Raw genomic sequence first — 19,652 nt, 5'->3', positions numbered from 1 at the left:
CGGGCGCTCAGTCTGTGGGGGCGAGCATCTTGGCGAACTCGGCCGGGTCGATGATCGGGATGCCGAGTTTGGCCGCCTTGGTCGCCTTGGCCGTGGTCGTCTCGGCGGTGACCAGGGCGGTGGTGGTGGCGGAGACGTTGCCGCTGGCGCGGCCGCCGAGCTGTTCGATGCGTTCGCTGACGGTGGTGCGGGTGTAGCCGGGCACACTGCCGCTCACGACGTAGGTCTTGTCCGCCAAGGGCTTGTCGCCGGCGGTCTCGGGCACGCTCATGGTGACGCCGGCCGCGGCCAGCCGGTCGATGACGCCGGCCATGGCGGTGAGGCCGTCGACGACGTGCTGGGCCTTGATCAGCCCCATCTTGTCGATCTCGGCGATCTCTTCGACGGTGGCGGCTCGCAGGGCGTCCATGGTCTTGAAGCGGGCCGCCAGCCAGCGGCCGACGCTGCGCCCGGTCATCCGGATGCCCAGGCCGGTGATGACGCGGTTGAACGGCTGCGTCTTGCTGTGCTCGAGGGAGGCGACGACCTTGGCCGCGTTGAGTTTGCCGAGCAGCACGACGCCACCGGCCTTGGTGTTGCCGACCGGCAGCTCGGCCAACTGCTCCTCGGTGAGCTTGTAGAGGTCGGCGACGTCGGTCGCGAGCCCGGCGTTGACCAGGGCGACGCAGAGCGCCTCGCCCGCGCCCTCGACGTCCATGGCCTCGCGGCTGCACCAGTATTCGAGCGCGTTGGTGGCGCTGCACGAGGCGGTGTGGCAGCGCCAGAGCAGGCTTGACTTGTCCCACGGCTCACCGCACTGCGGGCAGGTCTCGGGTGGCGTCCACGGGGTCAGGCCGTGCGGCTGCTCGCCGATGGGCGCGGTCACCCGGGGAATGACGTCGCCGGCCCGCCACACGGCCACCGTCTGGCCGATCGCGAGACCCTGCTCCTCGACGAACTTGGGGTTGTGCAGCGTCGCATAGGTGATCGTGGTGCCGTCGACGAACACCGGATCGAGCACCGCCCGCAACGAGATCCGCCCGGTGCGCCCGACCCGGACCTCGATGTCGCGCAGCACCGTCGACCCGGTGTCGGCGGGATATTTGAACGCGGCCGCCCAATAGGGGGTGCGACTGCCGGACCCGAGCCGGCGCCGCGTCGACTCCAGATCGGCGGTGAGCACCGCGCCGTCGATGGGGAACTCCAGACCCCGGCGCAACTCACCGATGCGCGCCACGGCGGCGAGCGCCGTCTCGGCGTCGGCGGCCACCTGAACCTCGCCGGTGGCGAGCTGCCCGGCCACCGGGAAGCCGAGCTCGACCGCGCGATCCATCCGCTCGCGGTGCGCGGGGAAGTCGCCGGAGATGTCGTAGGCCGCGAAGGTCATCGGCGTCTCGTAGGTGCGATCGACGCTGCGGATCGATCCCGCCACCGCCCCGCGCGAGTTGATGAACGCCTTGGCCCCGGCGGCGACCCGGTTGGCGCTGGCCGTCTCGAAGTCGCCGACGGTCATGTAGATCTCGCCCCGGACCTCACCGGTCCACGCCTCGGCCAACCGCGCCGGCAGACCGGCGATCCCGCGCAGCACCTGGGCGGTGACGTCCTCCCCGGTGCTGCCGTCGCCGCGCAGCGCGGCCAGGGCGAGCCGCCCCGCTTTGTATTCGACCCGGATCGCCAGCCCGTCGAGCTTCACCTCGACCAGGCACGGCTCGCCGCCGAGGCTCGCCACGAACGCCCGGACCTCGTCCTCGCCGGTGACCTTGCCGAGCGACATCATCGGCACCGGGTGCCGCACATCTCCGCCGCTGGACGCCCCGGCCGCCACCCGGGTGGTGACGCCTCGATCGTCCCAATCCGGATGGGCATGCTTGGCCGCGGTGATGCGATCGAGCAGCGCGTCGTAGTCGGCGTCGGTGATCAGCACGTCGCCCGTGTCGTAGTAGGACTTGGCGGCGGCCTGGGCCTGCTCGACGGCAGCGTCGAAGCCGGCAGCGTCGAAACCGGTCTCGGTGGGCGCATCCTCGGTCATGCCGACAACTTACGGCTCGGGTACGACAACTTTGCGGCGCCGCCCAGGAGCCCCCCGCAGCTCATGGCACGAGCAACGCTCGGACAGCGCGGATGTCGTCCGGGTCGAGGAGGGCGGAGTCCAGGAGGGCCGAACTGTCGAACGTCGCCACCCACTCACGCAGCGCCGGCACCCGCGCCGCGACCTCGCGCTCGAGCTGCTCGGCGTCGACCGGCCCGCGCCGTTGCCGCAACCAGCTCTCACGGTCGGGGTCGTAGACCCATCCGTGCCCCGAGTAGGCGCCCGCCCCGCGCCAGCCGGCCGCGTAGTCCTCGATGATGGCCTCCTCGGTCGCGCCGGCCAGGTGCAACAACATCGCGGAGATCATCCCGGTGCGATCACGGCCGCCCGCGCAATGCACGAGCACCACTCCGTCGGCCCGCACCACCGCCAGCAGCGCGGCCGCGACCCGGCCGGGGGCCAGGCGCACGTTGTCGGACCAGGACCGCGGATGATCCAGATAGGGTCCGCACACCCGGAGGAACTCGGCATCGGCCGGATCCTCGGTCGGCGCCGGCACGAAGACCAGCCCGCGCAGCGCCTCGGCGGCAACGACCGGGTGGTCCGCGGTGCGCTGCGTCTCGGCCGGCGCGTTCCGCAGATCCACCACCGTGCGCACGCCGGCCGCCCTGGCCGCGGCCCACCCCGCGTCGGTCAGGTGCTCCGGCGCCCCGGACCGGTACACCCGCCCGAAAGCCGTGTGCCCGCCACCGCGCAACGCCCGGCCGCCGAGATCGCGCACATTTCGCCCACCCGGCCACTCCGTCCCCGCCTTCGGAATCGTCATGCCGGTAACCGTGGGGCCTCCACCGGGAATGTCAAGCCGCAGCCGCGTCCAGGGGCCCGGCCCGGCGCCGGCCGGGCGGTCACTCGATCGGGGGTGACCAGGGGCACGTGTGGCCTTGGCCCCGTTTCGTTGTTCCGGCCACCCCGGGAAGAGAAGGCTTGCTTCCGTACGTGGGTGAGGAGCGAGCGGAAGGTAGGACATGTCCATGCGACCCGGCTGGCGGGCCTGGGCGGTGTGGGCTGCGGGCCTCACCGCCTACGTCGTGGCCGTGCTCCACCGGACGTCGCTGGGCGTGGCCGGGCTCGACGCGCAGAACCGGTTCCACGTCGGGGCGGGCGCGCTGGCCTCGTTCGCCGTACTTCAGCTGCTGGTCTATGCCGGTCTTCAGGTGCCGGTCGGACTGTTGCTCGACCGGTTCGGCTCGTTGCGGCTGGTGGTCAGCGGTGGTCTGATCATGGCGGCCGGGCAGGGGCTGATGGCGACCACGCACGGCGTCGAGGGCGCGGTGATCGCTCGCATCCTGGTCGGCGCGGGTGACGCGATGACGTTCATCAGTGTGCTGCGCCTCGTGCCGCGCTGGTTCCCGGCCCGCCGGGTGCCGGTGCTGACCCAGTTGACCGGGATCGTCGGCCAGGCCGGGCAGGTGCTCTCGGCCGTACCCCTCGCCGCGTTGCTCGCCGGTCCGGGCTGGACCACCGCGTTCTTCGGCGCGGCCGGCGCCGGGGTCTTCGTCTCGATCGTCGCGTTCGCCGCGATGCGGGACACGCCGGCGCGCAAGATCTCCAGCGGCGCGCCGGTCACCGTGCGCCAGCTCGGCACCGATCTGGCCGGCGCGTGGCGGCACCCCGGCACCCGGCTCGGGCTGTGGAGCCATTTCACCACCCAGTTCACCGGTACGGTGTTCGCGCTGATGTGGGGCTTCCCGTTCCTGATCGCCGGCGAGGGCCTGGCCCGGCCGACCGCGAGCGCCCTGCTCACGCTGTTCGTGCTGGTGGGCATGGCGGCCGGGCCGATCATCGGGATGCTCGTGCAGCGTTACCCGCTGCGCCGCTCCTATCTCGTGCTCGGCATCGTCGCCATCAACGCGATCGGCTGGGGCCTGGTGCTGGCCTGGCCGGGTCACGCGCCGATGCCGGTGCTGGTGCTTCTGGTGCTGGCGCTCGGGCTCGGCGGTCCGGGCTCGATGATCGGGTTCGATTACGCGCGTACGTTCAATCCGGCCAACCGGCTCGGCACCGCGACCGGCGTCGTCAACGTAGGCGGCTTCGTCGCCTCGCTCGTCAGCATCGAGTTGATCGGGCTCATCCTCGACTGGCGCACCGGCGGGCGGGCCGACTACGACATCACCGACTTCAAGATCGCGATGTCCGTCCAGTATCTCGTGATCTTCGTCGGGGTGCTCGGCATCGTACGTAACCGCAGGCTGGCCCGGCTCCATCTGGAGTCCGAAGGGGTGGTGGTCCGCCCCTTGCGGGTGGTGCTGGCGGAGCGTCGGGGTTTAGCGAAGAGCCGTGCGGTAAAGGCTAGGAGCCTTGTCGAGGAGAACCGAGTAGAGGCCACAGGACAGAGGAGGACATGACCGAGCACGCACCGGACCGGATCTGGTCCGGCATCGACATCCCGAAGACCATTGCCGGTGTGCTGGCAGCGGTGTCGGCGGCCGTCATCGGGTCGTTCCTGGGCGTGGCGGGCACGCTCGCGGGCGCAGCGGTGGCAAGTCTGATCGGCTCGGTGGGAACGGAGATCTACCACCGTTCGATCGACCGTGGCCGCAAGAAGATCGAGGGCACGTTCCTCGCGCCGGCAGCCGTGGGCACACCGCCCGTCGAGGCGGCGGTGGAGGAGAAGCCGTCGCAGCCGTCCACGCCTAGCCGGATCCGCTGGAAGCGGGTCGCGATGGTGGCCGGGGCACTGTTCGTCCTGGCCATGGGGGCACTGACGGCCGCCGAGCTGGTGGCGGGCCGGTCGATCGCCGACGCGACCCGCGGCGGCAACGGCGACCGGGCCACGTTGACCAGCTTGTTCACCGACAAGAGCGGCGGAGCGAAGGAACCGGCGACGAACCCGACGCCGGCGCCCTCCGGGTCGACGGCGCCTACCGACAACGCGACCACCCCCAACCCCGATCAGCCGAGCAGCACACCGACCGGTGACCTGCCGATCACCCAGTCCCCCACCGGCGACGGCGGTCAGACCGGCACCGACTCCGCGCCGAGTGACACCGGAACCGGCGACGGCACGGCCGGCGACACCAAGTCCGGCACCGGCACCGGCGACTCCGCGGGTACCGGGAAATCGGACACGCAGCGCGCGGACACGCAGAACCCGAGTGGGACGGAGTAGGGAATGGACGCCAAGGACATTCTGGCCGACGCCTTCGGGCGCCTGCCCGAGCTGGTTCACACCGCCGTGCACGGCCTGACAGCCGATCAGCTGCGGTGGGCTCCGGCTCCCGGCGCCAACACGATCGCGTGGCTCATCTGGCACGCGACCCGGGTGCAGGACGACCACGTGGCCGATCTGATCGGCACCGGCCAGATCTATCCGACCGGGGGCTGGGCGCAGCGCTTCGGTCTGCCCGCCGACGACTCGGACACCGGTTACGGTCACTCGGCCGAGGAGGTGGCGGCGGTGCTCCCGGAGAGCGCCCAGGTGCTGGAGGACTACTACCGCTCGGTGCACGACCGCACGATGGAGTTCATCAGCGGCCTCACCGACGCCGACCTGGACCGGGTCGTCGACAAGGCCTGGGATCCGCCGGTCACCCTGGGGGTCCGGCTGATCAGCGTCTACGACGACGACGCGCAGCACGCGGGCCAGGCGGCCTACATCCGCGGCCTGCTCTGAGTGCGTTGATCAGGCGGGTACGCGGCCCCGGCCGCGTGCCCGCCTTTTCCGTGCGCGAAGGCTGTCGACGCCCGCCGTCGTCATGCGCGAAGGCCGTCGACGAGGATGGCGAGCAGCCGTGCCCCGCGGGCGTCCAGCTCGGCGTCGTCGAGCCGGGACAGCCAGCTGATCAGCACGATGACGTCGCGGGCCTCGGCGTCGGGGCGGATGCGGCCGGCCGCACGCCCGGCGCTCAGCAGCAGTTCGACCGCCTCGCCGATCGGGCCGAGGCTGTGCGCGGCCAGGTCACGCCAGGTGCCCGCCTCGACGGCCGCGAACACGTCGCGTTTCACCCGGGCGTAGGCGGCCACCCGGTCGAACCAGGCCGCGAGCGCCTCCACCGGCTGGTGTCGCGCCAGGAGCAGCGGGGCGGCGGCGACCAGTTCGTCGACCTCGTGGCGGTAGACCTCGGCCAGCAGGTCCTCCCGGGTCGGGAAGTGCCGGTAGAGAGTGCCTTGGCCGATGCCGCACGCCTTGGCGACCGCGTTGAGCTTGAGCTCGCCCGGTTCACGCACCATCTCGCGGGCCTTCTGGACGATCCGATCCCGGTTCAGTTGGGCGTCAGCTCGCCGGGGCGGATAAGCGGACATGTGTCCGCTATGCTTGTCGGGGTAACCGGACATGTGTCCACTCTAGGAGGACCGCTATGCCCATCGCCCACAAGGTCGTCGCCATCACCGGCGCGAGCAGTGGCATCGGCGAGGCGACAGCTCGCCACCTCGCTTCCCTCGGTGCGATCGTCGTGCTCGGCGCGCGGCGCACCGAACGACTCGACAAGCTGGTCGCCGAGATCGCGGCGGACGGCGGCACCGCGGCCGCCATCCGGGTCGACGTGACCGAGCCCGCCGATCTCAGGGCGCTCGTCGACACCGCCGTCGAGCGCTTCGGCCGGCTGGACGTGCTTGTCGGCAACGCCGGCATCACCCGGATCGGCCTCATGGCCGAGCTCGACGTGGCGGGCTGGTCGGCGATGGTGGACGTCAACGTCAAGGGCATCCTGAACGGGATCGCCGCGGCTCTGCCGACGTTCCACCGGCAGGGTCGCGGCCACCTGGTCACGGTCGTGTCGACGTCGGGGTTGAAGATCGTTCCCACCCAGGCGGTGTACGCCGGCACCAAGAACGCGGTCCGCACCTTCCTGGAGGCGCTGCGCCAGGAGAACACCGACGGCGTCCTGCGCACCACGTCGATCTCCCCCGGCTATGTGCGTACCGAGCTCATCGACACCGCCGTCGACGACCCGGCCGTACGCGAGGAGGTCCGGCGCAGCATGGCCGAGCTCGGCATCGACCCGGTGGCGGTGGCCCGGGCCATCGCCTTCGCCATCGACCAGCCCGACGACGTCGAGATCGGCGACCTGACCATCCGGCCCACCCGGCAGGGCTGAGCCGGGGTACTACGATGTTGATCCACGGCTGAGCACAGTGGAGGGTCGATGAGCAGTCACCAGGAGTCCGGTCCGATCGACACCTCCGTCGCCCATCCGGCTCGCCGCTACGACTACCTGCTCGGCGGCAAGGACAACTTCGAGGCGGATCGGGAGTCGGCCCACCGCATCGAGGAGCAGATGCCGACGATCCGGCTCACCGCCCAGGAAAACCGCTGGTTCCTGCACCGGGCCGTCCGTTTCCTGGCCGAGCAGGGCATCCGCCAGTTCCTCGACGTCGGCACCGGCATCCCGACCTCCCCCAACACGCACCAGATCGCCCAGGAGGTCGACCCCGGCTCGCGCATCGTCTATGTCGACAACGATCCGCTGGTGCTGGTGCACGCCCGGGCCCTGCTGACCGGTGACCCGCGGGGCCGCACCGCCTATCTCGAGGCCGACCTGCGCGAGCCCCGGACGATCCTCGAGGACCCGCAGCTGACCGAGGTGCTCGACCTCGACCGGCCGGTCGCGTTGCTGCTCATCGCCGTGCTGCACTTCATCCGCGACGACGACGATCCCCAGCGGCTGCTCGCCACGCTGATCGACGCCCTGCCCGAGGGCAGCTACGTCGCCGCCACCCACGTCACCCTGGAATACATGAGCGCGGAGCAGTTCGCCGCCGTCCGCGCGACGGCCGAACGGCAGACCGCCGCCCGTTCCGGCACCGAGCTGGCCGCCCTGTTCGACCATCCGCGGCTGACCCTGGTCGAGCCGGGCGTGCAGTCGGTGTCGCAGTGGTGGCCGCAGGACGCACCGCAGCCACGCCCCCCGGTCGAGCAGGTGGCGTGCAACGGCCTGCTGGCCCGGGTCGGTCCCTGACCGGGACCGCCCCGGGCGGGGCCGGCGTCAGGCCGAGGACGGCTCGGTGAGCGGCAGCCGCACCATGAACCGGGTGTCCCCCGGCTTGGAGTCGAGCACGATGTCGCCACCGTGCCCGTTGACCACGATCCGGTAGGAGATGTCGAGCCCCAGCCCGGTGCCCTCACCGACCGGCTTGGTGGTGAAGAACGGCTCGAAGACCCGCTTCTTGAGCTGCTCGGGCACGCCCGGTCCGGTGTCGCCGATGGAGACGACCACATGGTCGTCCTCCCGGTACGTCTTGAGCGTCAGCGTGCCGACCCCGTTCATGGCCTGCACCGCGTTGTCGATCAGGTTGGTCCACACCTGGTTGAGCTCGGCCGGGTGGGCCGGGATCTGCGGCAGCGAGCGGTCGAAGTCCTTGACCACGTCGATCCCGTTGCCGATCTTGTGGGTGAGCATGACGAGCGTCGACTTGAGGCCGCCGTGCACGTCGATCCACTGGTGCGCGGCCCGGTCCATCTGTGAGTACTGCTTGGCCGCGTTGACCAGCGACGACACCCGGCCGGTGGCGTCCTCGATGTCGGTCATCAGCTGCTCGGTCTCAAGGGCGTAGCCGAGCCAGTGGATGGCCTGGTCGAGCAGATCGGGCGAGCCCACCTTGACCACGATGTCGTCGAGGCAGTCGACGTCGATGCCGGCCTGGGCGAAGACCGGGGCGAGGTCCCAGCCGCCGGTGACCCGGTGCTCGTCCATCCAGTCGCCGAGTTCGTCCTCGCGGTCGGAGGCCTGCATGGCGGTCAGCGTGGGCGCCTTGGCGGCCCGCTCGATGACCTCCTCCTGCAACTCGACGAGCGCGTCGAGCCGGTCGGCGGGCACCTTGCCGGCGGCCAGCATGCCGAGCTTGTGCCGCATGCCGGCGACCCGCTGGCGGAGCGCCCCGGTGGCCCGGGAGGCGGCCGCGGCCGGGTTGTTGAGCTCGTGCATGAGGCCGGCCGACAACGCGCCGAGGGCCTGCAGGCGCTGCCGCTCGCTGATCGCGGCGGCCGAGGTGCGCATCCCCATGACCAGGCCTTCGAGCAGGTGGATCGCCATCGGGAACCACTCGCGCATCATGTGCCCGAAGTCGTCCGCGCTCATCACGAAGAAGTCGCAGTCGTCGAGCGCCCGCATCCCGCCCATGTAGGTGCGAGGCACGCCGTCGTCGCGCAGGTAGGACTGGGTGGCACCCATGTAGACGCCACGCTGCTCGGTGCGGTTGGTCTGCACCTCGTCCTGGCCGACCCGGCGGGACAGCGCGATGGTGCCGCTGAGCAGCACGAAGAACTGGGTGGCCGGGTCGCCCTCACGGATCACCACGCCGCCCGCGGGCATGTGCATGGTGCAGCCGTGGTCGGAGATCCAGCGGAGCTGCTCGTCGGTCAGCTTCTCGAACAGGAACAGGGTGCGCAGGTCGTCAGGCGTAAGCAGGCCGGGTTCGCACGGGGCCAATACCGGGGTGTCACTCATCTCACTGCCCCTCCAGGTAACGGTGCACCAGCGTGACGGCCATCGCGCCCTCGCCGACCGCCGAGGCCACCCGTTTGACCGAGTTGGCCCGGACGTCGCCGGCGGCGAAGATGCCGGGAACACTGCACTCCAGGTAGAACGGATCGCGGTCCCGATCCCATCCCTTCGGACGGGATCCGTTTGCCAGCAGGTCGGGCCCGGTGAAGACGAAGCCACGTTCGTCGCGGGCGACCGTCCCGCCGAGCCAGTCGGTGCGCGGCTCGGCGCCGATGAAGACGAACAGCGCGCCGCACTCGACGGTGACTTCCTGGCGGTCCGGGCTCTGGCAGATGGTGATCGCCTGGAGGTGACCCTCGCCGTGGGCGGCGATCACCTCGCAGCCGGTGCGCACCTCGATGTTGTCGATCCGGCCGAGCTGCTGGATCAGGTAATAGGACATCGAGGCCTCGAGCGAGGCGCCGCGGACCAGCAGGGTGACCTTCTTGGCGTAGCGGGCGAAGAACAGCGCGGCCTGGCCGGCCGAGTTGGCCCCGCCGACGATGTAGACCTCGGCACCGGCGCAGGCCGGACCCTCGGTCGAGGCCGAGCCGTAGTAGACGCCGGAACCGGTGAGCCGGGCCACGCCGTCGGCGACCAGCGGACGGTAGGCGACGCCGGTGGCCAGCACTATCGAGTGGGCCGAGATCTCGCCGCCGTCGGCGAAGGTGAGCGTGCGGGCCGAGCCGTCCAGCCGCAGGCCGGTGACTTCGCGGGTGTTGAGCACCTCGGCCTCGAACTTGCCGGCCTGCCGCCGCGCCCGGTCGGTGAGCTGCGCCCCCGAGATGCCGTCGGGGAAGCCGAGGTAGTTCTCGATGCGCGAGCTCTGGCCGGCCTGCCCACCCATCGCCTGCCGTTCGACCAGCAGCGTCTTGAGGCCCTCGGAGGCACCGTAGACGGCCGCGCCGAGCCCGGCCGGCCCACCACCCACGATCACCAGGTCGTAGAAGTCGCGCCCCGGGGTGGTGGACAGCCCGGCCGCCTCGGCGACCTCGGCATTGGTGGGCTGGGCCATCGCGCGGCCGTCGGCGGTCACCACCAGCGGGATGGCTTCGGGGCCCGCGTCGGCCGCCTCGAGCAGCCGGCGGCCTTCCGGTTCGTCGGCCGCGAACCAGCGGTAGGGCACCAGGTTGCGGGCCAGGAAGTCGCGGATCTGGAAGGACGGCTCGGACCAGCGGTGGCCGACGACCCGGATGTCCGCCACCTCGCGGTCACCGGTGGCCTGCCACGCGTCGAGCAGGGCGTCGAGCACCGGGTAGAGCTTCTCCTCGGGCGGGTCCCACGGCTTGAGCAGGTAGTGGTCGACGTCGACGACGTTGATCGCCGAGATCGCGGCATCGGTGTCGGCATAGGCGGTCAGCAGCGCCCGGCGGGCATTGGGGAACAGGTCCATCGCCTGTTCGAGGAACTCGATGCCGTTCATCTGCGGCATCCGGTAGTCGGCGAGGATCACGGCGACCCGGCCGCCGCGCAGCTTGAGCTCCTTGAGCGCGTCGAGGGCCTCGCTCGCCGAGGAGGCACGCACGATGCGGTAGTTCTCGCCGTACTTACGGCGCAGGTCGCGGGCGATCGCCCGGGACACGGATGGGTCGTCGTCGACGGTCAGGATGGCGGGATGGCCCATGCTGTCAAGCCCCATCTGATAGCAGGTCGGAGTATTCCGGGTGGCGGTCCAGGTAACCGGTGACGAAAGGACAGGTGGCGACGACCGGGGTGGCCCGGGCCCGGGCGTCCTCCAGCGCGGCCGAGGCGAGGCGGGACGCCAGGCCCTGACCGGCGAACGACTGCTCGATCTCGGTGTGCATCAGGTCGATCCGGCCGCCGTGGCGCCGGTAGTGCAGCACCCCGGCGGTCTCGCCGCCGAGCAGGATCTCGTAGCGCTGCCGCTCGAAGCTGTCGACCACCACGGCGTCGTCGGTCGCGCCGGGCAGGCCGACCTGGGCGCTGCCCTCGACGCGCAGCTTGCGGCGGGCCCGCTCGTAGAACGAGGTGTCGCCGAGGCGGACGACCTGGGCGGCGGTGGGAATCGGGGCGATCTCCAGCTTGTCGTCGGGGCCGGCGTAGCCCTCGATGATCCCGTCGACCTCGATCGCGAGCCGGCCGCTGGTCGGCAGCACGTTGAGCTCGAGGCGTTCGGCCAGGGCCATCACCAGGGAGCGGTTGAACGACGAGTGGGCGGCCGAGGCGCTGACGATCAGGCCCTCGACGTTCGGCGAGACGATCGGGCCGCCGGCCGAGAACGAATAGGCCGTGCTGCCGGTGGGCGTCGACACGATCACCGCGTCGGCCGCGTAGTTCACGAAGTTTTTACCTTCGACGCAGATGCCGACCGCCGCGAGGCCGTCGCCGGGCACCCGCACCATCGCGATGTCGTTGAACGCCGTCACCTCCCGCCCGTCGGGCAGGGTGGTGCGCACGGCGGTGCGTGACTCGACGGTGAAGTTGTGCCCGTCGATCGCCGACAGCGCGTTCGGCAGGTCGGGCAGGTCGACCTCGGCCAGGAAGCCGAGCCGCCCCACGTTGACCCCGAGCACCGGCGTCTTACGCCCCTCGACGGCCCGCATGGTGCGCAGCATGGTGCCGTCTCCACCCAGGCTGACCAGCAGCTGAGCCCGCTCGACCATCTCCTCCTGAGTGACCGCGACGGCGTCGCAGTCGATCCGGTTGATCTCGTCGTGCAGCCCGAGGACGGTGACCTCGCGCCGGGTTGCCCACTCGACGATCGCGTTGATCGCCGACCCGCAGTCGCGGCGTGGATGCAACACCAGTCCGACGACCTTGATCATGCCCATGCCCCGTGCCCCATCTTCCGGAAAGCCCAAGCCTTGCACGCGATGCCTATCGGCGGCGAGGGCACCTTCCGGTGCTCTCGGGCAGGTTTCCCGAAGATTTCTTGACACCGTTGTCAGAGATAGACAAACTCCGATCAAGAGAGCGCTCTCCTTCCGCACATTCCCCTGCTGGAAGGACTCCCCATGCGTCGAAGAATTCTCGCGATCGTGGTCGCCACGATCACTGCCGGCACACTGTCCCCCACACCCGCATCAGCCGCTCCCGCGGATTTCGACATCGCGCCGGGCATGCTCGCCGCGATGCGACGCGACCTCGAACTCGACGACGGCCAGATCGCGGCACGGCTGCGCACCGAGGCGGCGGCGCCGGTGGTGGAGAAGCGGCTGCGCGCCCGGCTCGGCTCCGCCTTCGCGGGCGCGTGGATCCCCGACGGCGCGTCGAAACTCACGGTCGCGGTGACTTCCGCCGCGTCCGAGGCTTCGGTACGGGCGGAAGGCGCGACCCCGATCCTCGTACGCCATGACGCCGCCTCGCTCGCCGCCACCCGTACGAAATTGGACCGGAACGCGGCACTCGCAGCGCAAGCGGACGTCCGGGGTTGGTATGTGGATGTCCCCGACAACCGGGTGGTGGTCCTGGCGAAGCCGGGCGCGGAGGAGGCGGCCGCCGATTTCGCCCGGACGAGCGGGGCCGCCGAGGTCACCGTGCAGGCCCTCGCCGAGCAACCGCGCCCGATGTACGACATCCGCGGCGGCGACCAGTACGTGATCAACGGCAACACGCTGTGCTCGGTCGGCTTCGCGGTGGCCGGCGGTTTCGTCAGTGCCGGGCACTGCGGCGGCACCGGCAGTCCCACGCTCGGTTACAACAACGTCAGCCAGGGCACGTTCGCCGGCTCGTCGTTCCCGGGCAACGACTACTCGTGGATCCGCACCAACGGCAACTGGACGCCGCAGCCGTGGGTGAACAACTACTCGGGCGGCAACGTGGTGGTGGCCGGCTCGGCCGACGCCGCCGTCGGCAGCTCGATCTGCCGGTCCGGGCGCACCACCGGCTGGCGCTGCGGCACCCTGCTCGGCCGCGACGAGACCATCGTCTACGCGCAGGGCTCCGTCTCCGGCCTGTCCCGCAGCAACGCCTGCGCCGAGCCGGGCGACTCCGGCGGGTCGTGGATCTCCGGCAACCAGGCCCAGGGCGTGACGTCCGGCGGCAGCGGCAACTGCTCGTCCGGCGGCACGATGTGGTTCCAGCCGGTGAACGAGATCCTCGGTACCTACGGACTGTCGCTGACCACGAGCGGTGGCGGGGGCAGCACCACCTCGCTGATCAGCGACTGGAACGGCAAGTGCGTAGACGTGCCGAACGGCAACTTCGCCGACGGCGTGGCGCTGCAGATGTGGAACTGCAACGGCACCGGCGCGCAGAAGTGGACGTTCGTGAACGGGACGTTGCAGACGTCCAACGGCAAGTGCATGGACGTCGCCTGGGGCTCGACGGCCAACGGGGCGGTCATCCAGATCGTCGGCTGCAGCGGTAACCCGGCCCAGCAGTTCGTCCTGTCGGCCGCCGGTGATCTGGTGAATCCGCAGGCCAACAAGTGCATCGACATCAAGGACTGGAACGGTGACGACGGCGCCGGCCTGCAGCTGTGGGAGTGCGGGGGCACCGCCAACCAGAAGTGGCACCGCGGGTAATCCACCCCGGCTGAACGGGCAGAAGGACCTTAACGGAACCGTAAAAGATCGCTTCCGGCTCGATGCGTCGCCGGGCCGCTCCCGAGGATGGCCGAGTCCCCCAAGCCGATCCTTTGGAGTATCCCGACGATGCGGAAACGAACTCTCATCTTCAGCGCCGTGGTCGCGGTGGCGGCCGCGACCACGACGTGGATCGCCCTGCCGGCCTCGGCCGCGGCACCGACCGCATCCCTTCGCACCGTGTCGGACTGGGGCAGCGGCTGGCAGGACGAGGTGACCGTCAGCAACACCGGGGCGGCGGGCATGACGGCCTGGAAGGTGGAGTTCGATCTGCCCGCGGGTGCGGCGATCGGTAGCTTCTGGGACACGGAGGCAAACATCTCGGGGCGACATGTCGTCTTCGCGAACAGAAGCTGGAACGGGACGCTGGCCGTCGGAGCCAAGGCGACCTTCGGGTTCGTCGGCTCCGGCGGCCAGCCCACCAACTGCAAGATCAACGGTGTGCCCTGCAACGGGGTCGTCTCGCCGACGACCGCCCCGACCTCCGCGAAGCCCACGACCGGCACGCCCACCACGGTCGCGCCGGCTCCGACCAAGACGACCGTCGCGCCCACCACCAACGCCCCGAAAGAGGACGTGCCACCCGCGTCCGACCTGCTCCCGGTGACTATCAAGAACAACACCGGGCGTGGCGACGCGGTCTTCCTCTACCTGCTCGGCGTCAACCTGGCGACGGGCAAGCTCGGCTACGTCAGCAAGGACGGCGCGTTCACCGCGTGGACCGGCGGCGGGACCGTGCCGGTTCCGGCCCCCGACGTGTCGATCGCCGGCCCGGCCAACGGCGGCAGCACCACGATCAAGATGCCGAAGGGTCTTTCCGGCCGCCTCTACATGTCGTTCGGGCGCAAACTCGACTTCCGCCTCACCACCGACGGCCTGGTGCAGCCCGCGCCGTGGGCCGGCGGCGACCCCAACCACGACATCCTGTTCGACTGGAGCGAGTTCACCCTCGACCAGGGCGGCCTGTTCCTGAACAGCTCGCAGGTCGACATGTTCGCGGTGCCGCACACGGTGAGCGTCACCGGCGGCACCGGCGGCACGCTGTCGACCGGCACGCTCAAGCCGGGCGGCCGGCAGAACGTCATCGACGCCGTCAAGTCCTCCGCCGACTTCGCGAAGAGCGTCGTCACCCGCTCGGACGGCACCGTGCTGCGCGTGCTGGCCCCCGGCAAGGCCGCCGACGCCGGCCTGATGAGCCCGACGTTCTACGACTCGTACATCACCAGCGCCTGGAACGCGTACGCGAGCAAGACCCTCACCGTGGTGCCGTTCGGGGACCGGCCGAACACCAAGTTCACCGGCCGGACCAGTGGCAACGTCATGAACTTCACCGACACCAGCGGCAAGCCGGTGGCCTCGTTCACCAAGCCTTCCACCGCCGACGTGTGGGGTTGCGACGGCGCCCTGGGCGCCCCGAACGACCAGGTCGTCGGCCCGATCGCCCGCACCCTCTGCGCGGCCCTGACCCGGGGCACGCTCGGCACCCTTGACACCCAGCCGAGCGGCACCGCGGCCGACTTCTACAAGAACAAGCCGGCCGACCTGTACGCCAAGGTCATCCACGACAACATGGTCGACGGCAAGGCGTACGCGTTCGCCTTCGACGACGTGCAGAACCAGGAATCCCTGGTCCACGACGGTGACCCGCGCCTGGCCACCATCACGATGACCGCGTTCTGATCCTCTTCACCCGGCAGGAGCCCGAGCCGGCCGTCCGCCGGCTCGGGCTCTTCGTTTCACGCCTGGGCTCGCTCCCCCAGGACATCTCGGCGCGGTGGACCGTGCCGGCCGCCCCGACCTCACCGTGGTCGGCGAAGTCGCGGCGGAACGCGTCGGTGTCAGTGCGCTACGGCCACCGCGGAGTCGATCTGGTCGACCGGCAGTTGCCGGGGCCGGACGACCAGGTGCAGCGTGAGCATCGCCGCGGCCATGCCGCCGAACACGACGATCGCCATCGGGACCGCGCCCACGCCGATCGCGCCCACCAGCGGAGCGGCCAGGGCACCGATGCCGAACTGCACCGCGCCCAGCAGCGCGGCCGCGGTGCCGGCGGCCTCCCCGTGCCGGGACAGCGCGATCGCCGGGGCGTTCGGCATCGCGAGGCCGACCATGGCCAGCACGAACCACAGCGGAATGAGCAGGCCGGTCAGACCGCCGAAACCGGTGATCGCGAACACCAGCATCACCAAGCCGCCCTGTCGGGGCTGGAGTTCGCGCTGGATTGGCGGCACGGCATCGACGTCGCCGTTGACCTTTGGCACAGTGACATGCGGCGGCACCTGTTGGGGCAGGTGGGCTTCAACGCGACGGCGTTTCTGCCTGCGGCCATGCGGTGGCTGATGTCGGCGTTCGATGAGCACCCAGCTGGTGACGGTGAACGGATGATCGGTGCCGCCGACGTCGAGACTGTTCGCCGTATGACCTCGACGTACCGGGCGTTGGACAACCAGTTCGGCGGCGGCCATGTCCGGGACAGCCTGGTCCGGTTCCTCAGCACCGAGATCACCGACCTGGTCAACGGTCGCTACAGCGCGGCAATCGGCCGTCAGTTGTGGTCCGCAGTCGCGGAGACGACGCAGCTCGCAGGTTGGGCCTCGTACGACGCGGGAATGCACGGGCTGGCCCAGCGCTACCTGATCCAGGCGCTGCGGTTGGCGGCGGGTGCCGGTGACCGGGCGCTGGGAGCGGAGATCTTGGCGGCGATGAGTCACCAGGCTGCGTTCCTGAGCGCATCGGCGGAAGCGGTGGACCTGGCCCGCGCCGCCGGCCGCGCTGCGGCACAGGCCGGTATCGCCGCCATCGAGGCGGAGTCGGCCGTACTCGAAGCACAAGGTCACGCCGTCGGAGGCAATGAGAAGGCTTGTGCCTCAGCGTTGACCAGGGCCGAGACAATTTTCGACCGGGCTGACCGGGCCAGCGAGCCGCAGTGGATCGGCTACTTCGACGAGTCGTATCTGGCGGCCAAGTTCGGCCACTGTTTCACCGCTCTCGGGCGGGGCGATATCGCTGTGCGGTTCGCCGGCCGATCACTCGACATGGATGGTCGGCAGTACGCACGAGGACGGCAATTCAACCTCGTCCTGCTCGCCGTTGCCCACGCCCAAACCGGCGAGCCGGAGGAAGCAGCCCGCATCGGCATCGACGCCGTCACAGCGGCCGAAGGTCTGTCCTCGTCCCGCTCCCGCGACTATCTGGCAGACCTTGCCGACCGCCTGTCCAAGTTCGTCGGGCTCCCCGCAGTGCAGGACTTCACCGAGCGCGCCCGGCCGGTGTTGTCGAGCGCCTAGAGTTTGCCGGTCGCTTTCCGCAGCAGCAGCGCCAGCAGCCCAGAAACGGAGCCAGCCCCCACGATGGTGCCGTCATCGATGAGCTGTTGGATCTCCTCCAGTGGGATCCAGCCGATGCGCTCGGCCTCGTTGATGTCCGGTTCTGCGCCGGTGAAGTCGGCGCCTCGGGCCAGGTAGACGATGTTCTGCTGGTCGATCGTGCCTACCATCGGCTGGAAGCTGATCAACTTTTCCATCTTGCGCGGCCGCCAGCCGGTCTCCTCTTCAACCTCCCGCTCAGCGCAGGCCATGGAGTCCTCGGTCGGGTCGAGATAGCCGCCGGGCAGCTCCCAGACCCAACGGCCGACGATGAAACGATGCCGCCACATCATCAGCACCCGTTCGTCGTCGTCGAGCACGATGACCATCGCCGCCGCCGGGATACGCAAAACGTACTGCTCGAAGCGGCCCCCATCAGGTAGCTCCACGTCAGCGATACTCAGCACCGCCCGCCGCGAGTCATCGACCACCCGCTCCCCATGAACGGTCCACTCACTGCCCCGCTTCGGTTCCACGCTCATCAGCGAACAGTAGCCGCGCGGCGCCGGGGACCCGATCGATCGAGCCCGCACCGCATCTTCGCGCATCAACGTGCAAGTCTCTGCCGCGCCGACTCTTCGGCGCCTCCGACCGACGGCGTATGTCACGACAGCGTCGTTTCACGCGATAGGTCCCGCCTGCCGTACATGTTGGGTTGCGTCGTGGTGTAAAGCGCTGGAATGATGTCTGATCTGGTCCAGTCACGGATGGGGCGACCGGGGGCGCGGCAATGCCGAAGAGGGATCCTGTTCCGAATAGGCTGTTCTGGAACGCCCGGCTGCGTATGGACCTGTCACGGCCGGAAGTTGCGGACGCCGCCAACCGGGAACCGGCCCTGGCGACGTGCACGCACGGGGCTTTGAATGAGAACACGATTGGGCGGATCGAGCAGGGACGCATCGGCGGCGGGATGTGCCCCGAGCGGCTCGCAGCGCTCTGCGCCGTACTAGGCGTCAAGGACGCAGCCGACATCGGCTTGATCGCGGAGCGCCGGCGGCCCACCCGCTCTGCTCCGACACAGCGTCGGAAATCTGCTGTCTCGGTCGACGATTTTGGGATGACCGCTGACGTGCCTACCGCATATGCTGCGCCCTGCGAAACTCCAACCGAGAGTTATTCTGTTGCGGGTCCAGTCGGATTCATGGGTAGCCCTAGTGAAATAACGCCTCCGCTGTCACGGGAAGCTATTCACCGTTCCCATCCCGCTATTGCGCTGGATCGCCCCGCCAGCTCGTACGTGCCCTTCCGGCCGGCCGCCCTCGACGCGCCTGCGCAGCAGTGGCTACGCGGAGACAGCCGTCCGGCCCGCACAGGGCTTCGCGGCACTTTGAGTATCGGATTTGGTGACGTAGACCAAGCCGCACGGCGACTGCAGAACCTCCGCGATCTTGACCATGGTCTCGGTGCTGGCGCAGTCCATTCTCAGGTGGCTGACTTCATCGACGTTCCTGTCCGCAGGCTGATCTATGGCTGGCATGATGGCGAGGCCGTTCGGAGTGAGGTCTACCGGATTGCGGTGGGAGCCCGCGAATTGGCTGGCTACCAAGCCGTCGATTCCGGTGCTGACGGAGTCGCGCAGCGACACTATCTCCATGCCCTTTCCCTGACTATGGAGAGCGATAACCGGACGTTCGGCGCGTATCTGCTCGGTGTGAGCCTCGGCCACCTCGCCCTGCATTGTGGGTATCCGAGCCATGGGCTGCGGATGGCGCAGATCGGGCGTAGCGGGCTGCCCGCTGAGGCCCCGGAGGTGCTTCACGCGTGTCTGTGGGCTGTCATCGCTCGCTGCTACGCCCGCCTCGGTGACGCGTTGAGCTGTTCGACGGCCTTGCGCACCGGTGAACGCCATCTCGCCCGGGGCGAGGGGTCGGAGCGGCCGGAGTGGATCGGCTACTTCACACCGGCTTATCTGTCGGACGAGGTGGCGCATTGTATGTTCGACCTCGGTTCGCATCGCACCGCGCAGCACGAGGTCAAACAGGCGGTGGCTGGTGTTGGCGCCGGCCGGGTGCGCCGGCTCGCCATCGACACCGCGCTGTTTGCTTCATCGTTGGCTGCCGCCGGGAGCGTGGATGAAGCGTGTTCGCGAGGACGCGAGGCGGTCGACCTGGCGGCTCGCACTACGTCGGCGCGGGCGGTGCAACGCGTGGCACAGCTTCGCGCTGACTTGATCCCATTCGAGGACACTGCGTGCGTGATCGACCTTATCGACTACATACGAACGACATTGCCGGCCGCGCTCTAACGC

The 19,652-nt window shown here is 69.8% G+C and carries 16 protein-coding genes; 9 read left to right on the top strand and 7 right to left on the bottom strand.

Annotated features, from left to right (window positions below):
• Positions 1-7: 7 nt before the first annotated feature.
• A complete protein-coding gene (gene ligA / locus Afe05nite_RS25960) occupies positions 8-2,008 on the bottom strand; it encodes an NAD-dependent DNA ligase LigA (RefSeq protein ID WP_203819822.1) in 2,001 nt (666 codons plus the stop codon).
• Between the two features lie 61 nt (positions 2,009-2,069).
• Positions 2,070-2,834, bottom strand: a complete 765-nt coding sequence (locus Afe05nite_RS25955) for a tyrosine-protein phosphatase (RefSeq protein ID WP_203819821.1) — start codon at positions 2,832-2,834, stop codon at positions 2,070-2,072.
• Between the two features lie 199 nt (positions 2,835-3,033).
• Between Afe05nite_RS25955 and Afe05nite_RS25950 the strand changes: the two genes are divergently transcribed.
• The 3 genes from Afe05nite_RS25950 to Afe05nite_RS25940 are packed head-to-tail and all read left to right on the top strand — an operon-like array spanning position 3,034 to position 5,681.
• A complete protein-coding gene (locus Afe05nite_RS25950; protein ID WP_203819820.1) occupies positions 3,034-4,413 on the top strand; it encodes an MFS transporter in 1,380 nt (459 codons plus the stop codon).
• On the top strand, positions 4,410-5,177 hold the full coding sequence (locus tag Afe05nite_RS25945) for a hypothetical protein (RefSeq protein WP_203819819.1): 768 nt from the start codon (positions 4,410-4,412) through the stop codon (positions 5,175-5,177). The genes Afe05nite_RS25950 and Afe05nite_RS25945 overlap by 4 nt, the downstream gene beginning before the upstream one ends.
• A 3-nt stretch (positions 5,178-5,180) precedes the next feature.
• On the top strand, positions 5,181-5,681 hold the full coding sequence (locus Afe05nite_RS25940; protein WP_203819818.1) for a mycothiol transferase: 501 nt from the start codon (positions 5,181-5,183) through the stop codon (positions 5,679-5,681).
• 80 nt (positions 5,682-5,761) lie between these two features.
• Here Afe05nite_RS25940 and Afe05nite_RS25935 read toward each other — a convergent pair whose 3' ends face one another.
• Positions 5,762-6,343 (bottom strand): TetR/AcrR family transcriptional regulator, encoded by a 582-nt coding sequence (locus tag Afe05nite_RS25935; RefSeq protein ID WP_239118193.1) that lies wholly within the window; start codon positions 6,341-6,343, stop codon positions 5,762-5,764.
• Between the two features lie 23 nt (positions 6,344-6,366).
• Here Afe05nite_RS25935 and Afe05nite_RS25930 point away from each other — a divergent pair, with 23 nt between their 5' ends.
• Both Afe05nite_RS25930 and Afe05nite_RS25925 read left to right on the top strand, forming a co-directional pair.
• Positions 6,367-7,107 (top strand): SDR family oxidoreductase, encoded by a 741-nt coding sequence (locus Afe05nite_RS25930; RefSeq protein WP_203819817.1) that lies wholly within the window; start codon positions 6,367-6,369, stop codon positions 7,105-7,107.
• Between the two features lie 48 nt (positions 7,108-7,155).
• The gene (locus tag Afe05nite_RS25925; RefSeq protein WP_203819816.1) at positions 7,156-7,968 is read left to right on the top strand and encodes an SAM-dependent methyltransferase; all 813 of its coding nucleotides are present in this window, start codon (positions 7,156-7,158) and stop codon (positions 7,966-7,968) included.
• A gap of 27 nt (positions 7,969-7,995) precedes the next feature.
• Here Afe05nite_RS25925 and Afe05nite_RS25920 read toward each other — a convergent pair whose 3' ends face one another.
• From Afe05nite_RS25920 to Afe05nite_RS25910, 3 genes are read right to left on the bottom strand one after another with little or no spacing between them, the layout of a single operon-like run.
• Entirely contained in the window at positions 7,996-9,456 is a 1,461-nt protein-coding gene (locus Afe05nite_RS25920) for an ATP-binding protein (protein ID WP_203819815.1), read from the bottom strand.
• Position 9,457: 1 nt separating this feature from the next.
• Entirely contained in the window at positions 9,458-11,116 is a 1,659-nt protein-coding gene (locus Afe05nite_RS25915; RefSeq protein WP_203819814.1) for an NAD(P)/FAD-dependent oxidoreductase, read from the bottom strand.
• 4 nt (positions 11,117-11,120) lie between these two features.
• Positions 11,121-12,284, bottom strand: coding sequence for an NAD(+)/NADH kinase (locus tag Afe05nite_RS25910; RefSeq protein WP_203819813.1), 1,164 nt, complete (start codon positions 12,282-12,284; stop codon positions 11,121-11,123).
• A 183-nt stretch (positions 12,285-12,467) separates the two neighbouring features.
• Here Afe05nite_RS25910 and Afe05nite_RS25905 point away from each other — a divergent pair, with 183 nt between their 5' ends.
• The 3 genes from Afe05nite_RS25905 (at position 12,468) to Afe05nite_RS45235 (ending at position 17,326) form a co-directional block, all read left to right on the top strand.
• The gene (locus tag Afe05nite_RS25905; protein ID WP_239118192.1) at positions 12,468-13,979 is read left to right on the top strand and encodes a ricin-type beta-trefoil lectin domain protein; all 1,512 of its coding nucleotides are present in this window, start codon (positions 12,468-12,470) and stop codon (positions 13,977-13,979) included.
• Positions 13,980-14,108: 129 nt separating this feature from the next.
• Positions 14,109-15,719 carry a beta-1,3-glucanase family protein gene (locus Afe05nite_RS25900; protein ID WP_203819812.1) on the top strand — a complete coding sequence of 537 codons (1,611 nt, stop codon included), beginning with the start codon at positions 14,109-14,111 and terminating at the stop codon, positions 15,717-15,719.
• Between the two features lie 101 nt (positions 15,720-15,820).
• Positions 15,821-17,326 carry an NsdA family TPR-like regulatory protein gene (locus tag Afe05nite_RS45235; RefSeq protein WP_498371347.1) on the top strand — a complete coding sequence of 502 codons (1,506 nt, stop codon included), beginning with the start codon at positions 15,821-15,823 and terminating at the stop codon, positions 17,324-17,326.
• Here Afe05nite_RS45235 and Afe05nite_RS25885 read toward each other — a convergent pair.
• Positions 17,323-17,886 (bottom strand): NUDIX hydrolase, encoded by a 564-nt coding sequence (locus Afe05nite_RS25885; RefSeq protein WP_203819810.1) that lies wholly within the window; start codon positions 17,884-17,886, stop codon positions 17,323-17,325. The two genes, Afe05nite_RS45235 and Afe05nite_RS25885, sit on opposite strands and share 4 nt — an antisense overlap.
• Before the next feature lie 248 nt (positions 17,887-18,134).
• On the opposite strand from Afe05nite_RS25885, the gene Afe05nite_RS45230 reads away from it, so the two are divergent.
• Positions 18,135-19,649: an NsdA family TPR-like regulatory protein gene (locus tag Afe05nite_RS45230; RefSeq protein ID WP_498371346.1), complete on the top strand. Its 1,515-nt coding sequence runs from the start codon at positions 18,135-18,137 to the stop codon at positions 19,647-19,649.
• The last annotated feature ends 3 nt before the right edge of the window (positions 19,650-19,652 follow it).

The sequence above is a fragment of the Paractinoplanes ferrugineus genome (assembly GCF_016862195.1).
Lineage (GTDB): Bacteria > Actinomycetota > Actinomycetes > Mycobacteriales > Micromonosporaceae > Actinoplanes > Actinoplanes ferrugineus.
Note: the sequence above shows the minus strand (reverse complement) of the source record. Positions and strands in the feature narration are given on the sequence as shown.

Bases quoted from the DNA above. Each gene is read 5' to 3' on its own strand.
- ligA (WP_203819822.1), bottom strand. From the start codon at position 2,008: ATGACCGAGGATGCGCCCACCGAGACCGGTTTCGACGCTGCCGGCTTC.
- Afe05nite_RS25955 (WP_203819821.1), bottom strand. From the start codon at position 2,834: ATGACGATTCCGAAGGCGGGGACGGAGTGGCCGGGTGGGCGAAATGTG.
- Afe05nite_RS25950 (WP_203819820.1), top strand. From the start codon at position 3,034: ATGTCCATGCGACCCGGCTGGCGGGCCTGGGCGGTGTGGGCTGCGGGC.
- Afe05nite_RS25945 (WP_203819819.1), top strand. From the start codon at position 4,410: ATGACCGAGCACGCACCGGACCGGATCTGGTCCGGCATCGACATCCCG.
- Afe05nite_RS25940 (WP_203819818.1), top strand. From the start codon at position 5,181: ATGGACGCCAAGGACATTCTGGCCGACGCCTTCGGGCGCCTGCCCGAG.
- Afe05nite_RS25935 (WP_239118193.1), bottom strand. From the start codon at position 6,343: ATGTCCGGTTACCCCGACAAGCATAGCGGACACATGTCCGCTTATCCG.
- Afe05nite_RS25930 (WP_203819817.1), top strand. From the start codon at position 6,367: ATGCCCATCGCCCACAAGGTCGTCGCCATCACCGGCGCGAGCAGTGGC.
- Afe05nite_RS25925 (WP_203819816.1), top strand. From the start codon at position 7,156: ATGAGCAGTCACCAGGAGTCCGGTCCGATCGACACCTCCGTCGCCCAT.
- Afe05nite_RS25920 (WP_203819815.1), bottom strand. From the start codon at position 9,456: ATGAGTGACACCCCGGTATTGGCCCCGTGCGAACCCGGCCTGCTTACG.
- Afe05nite_RS25915 (WP_203819814.1), bottom strand. From the start codon at position 11,116: ATGGGCCATCCCGCCATCCTGACCGTCGACGACGACCCATCCGTGTCC.
- Afe05nite_RS25910 (WP_203819813.1), bottom strand. From the start codon at position 12,284: ATGGGCATGATCAAGGTCGTCGGACTGGTGTTGCATCCACGCCGCGAC.
- Afe05nite_RS25905 (WP_239118192.1), top strand. From the start codon at position 12,468: ATGCGTCGAAGAATTCTCGCGATCGTGGTCGCCACGATCACTGCCGGC.
- Afe05nite_RS25900 (WP_203819812.1), top strand. From the start codon at position 14,109: ATGCGGAAACGAACTCTCATCTTCAGCGCCGTGGTCGCGGTGGCGGCC.
- Afe05nite_RS25885 (WP_203819810.1), bottom strand. From the start codon at position 17,886: ATGAGCGTGGAACCGAAGCGGGGCAGTGAGTGGACCGTTCATGGGGAG.
- Afe05nite_RS45230 (WP_498371346.1), top strand. From the start codon at position 18,135: ATGCCGAAGAGGGATCCTGTTCCGAATAGGCTGTTCTGGAACGCCCGG.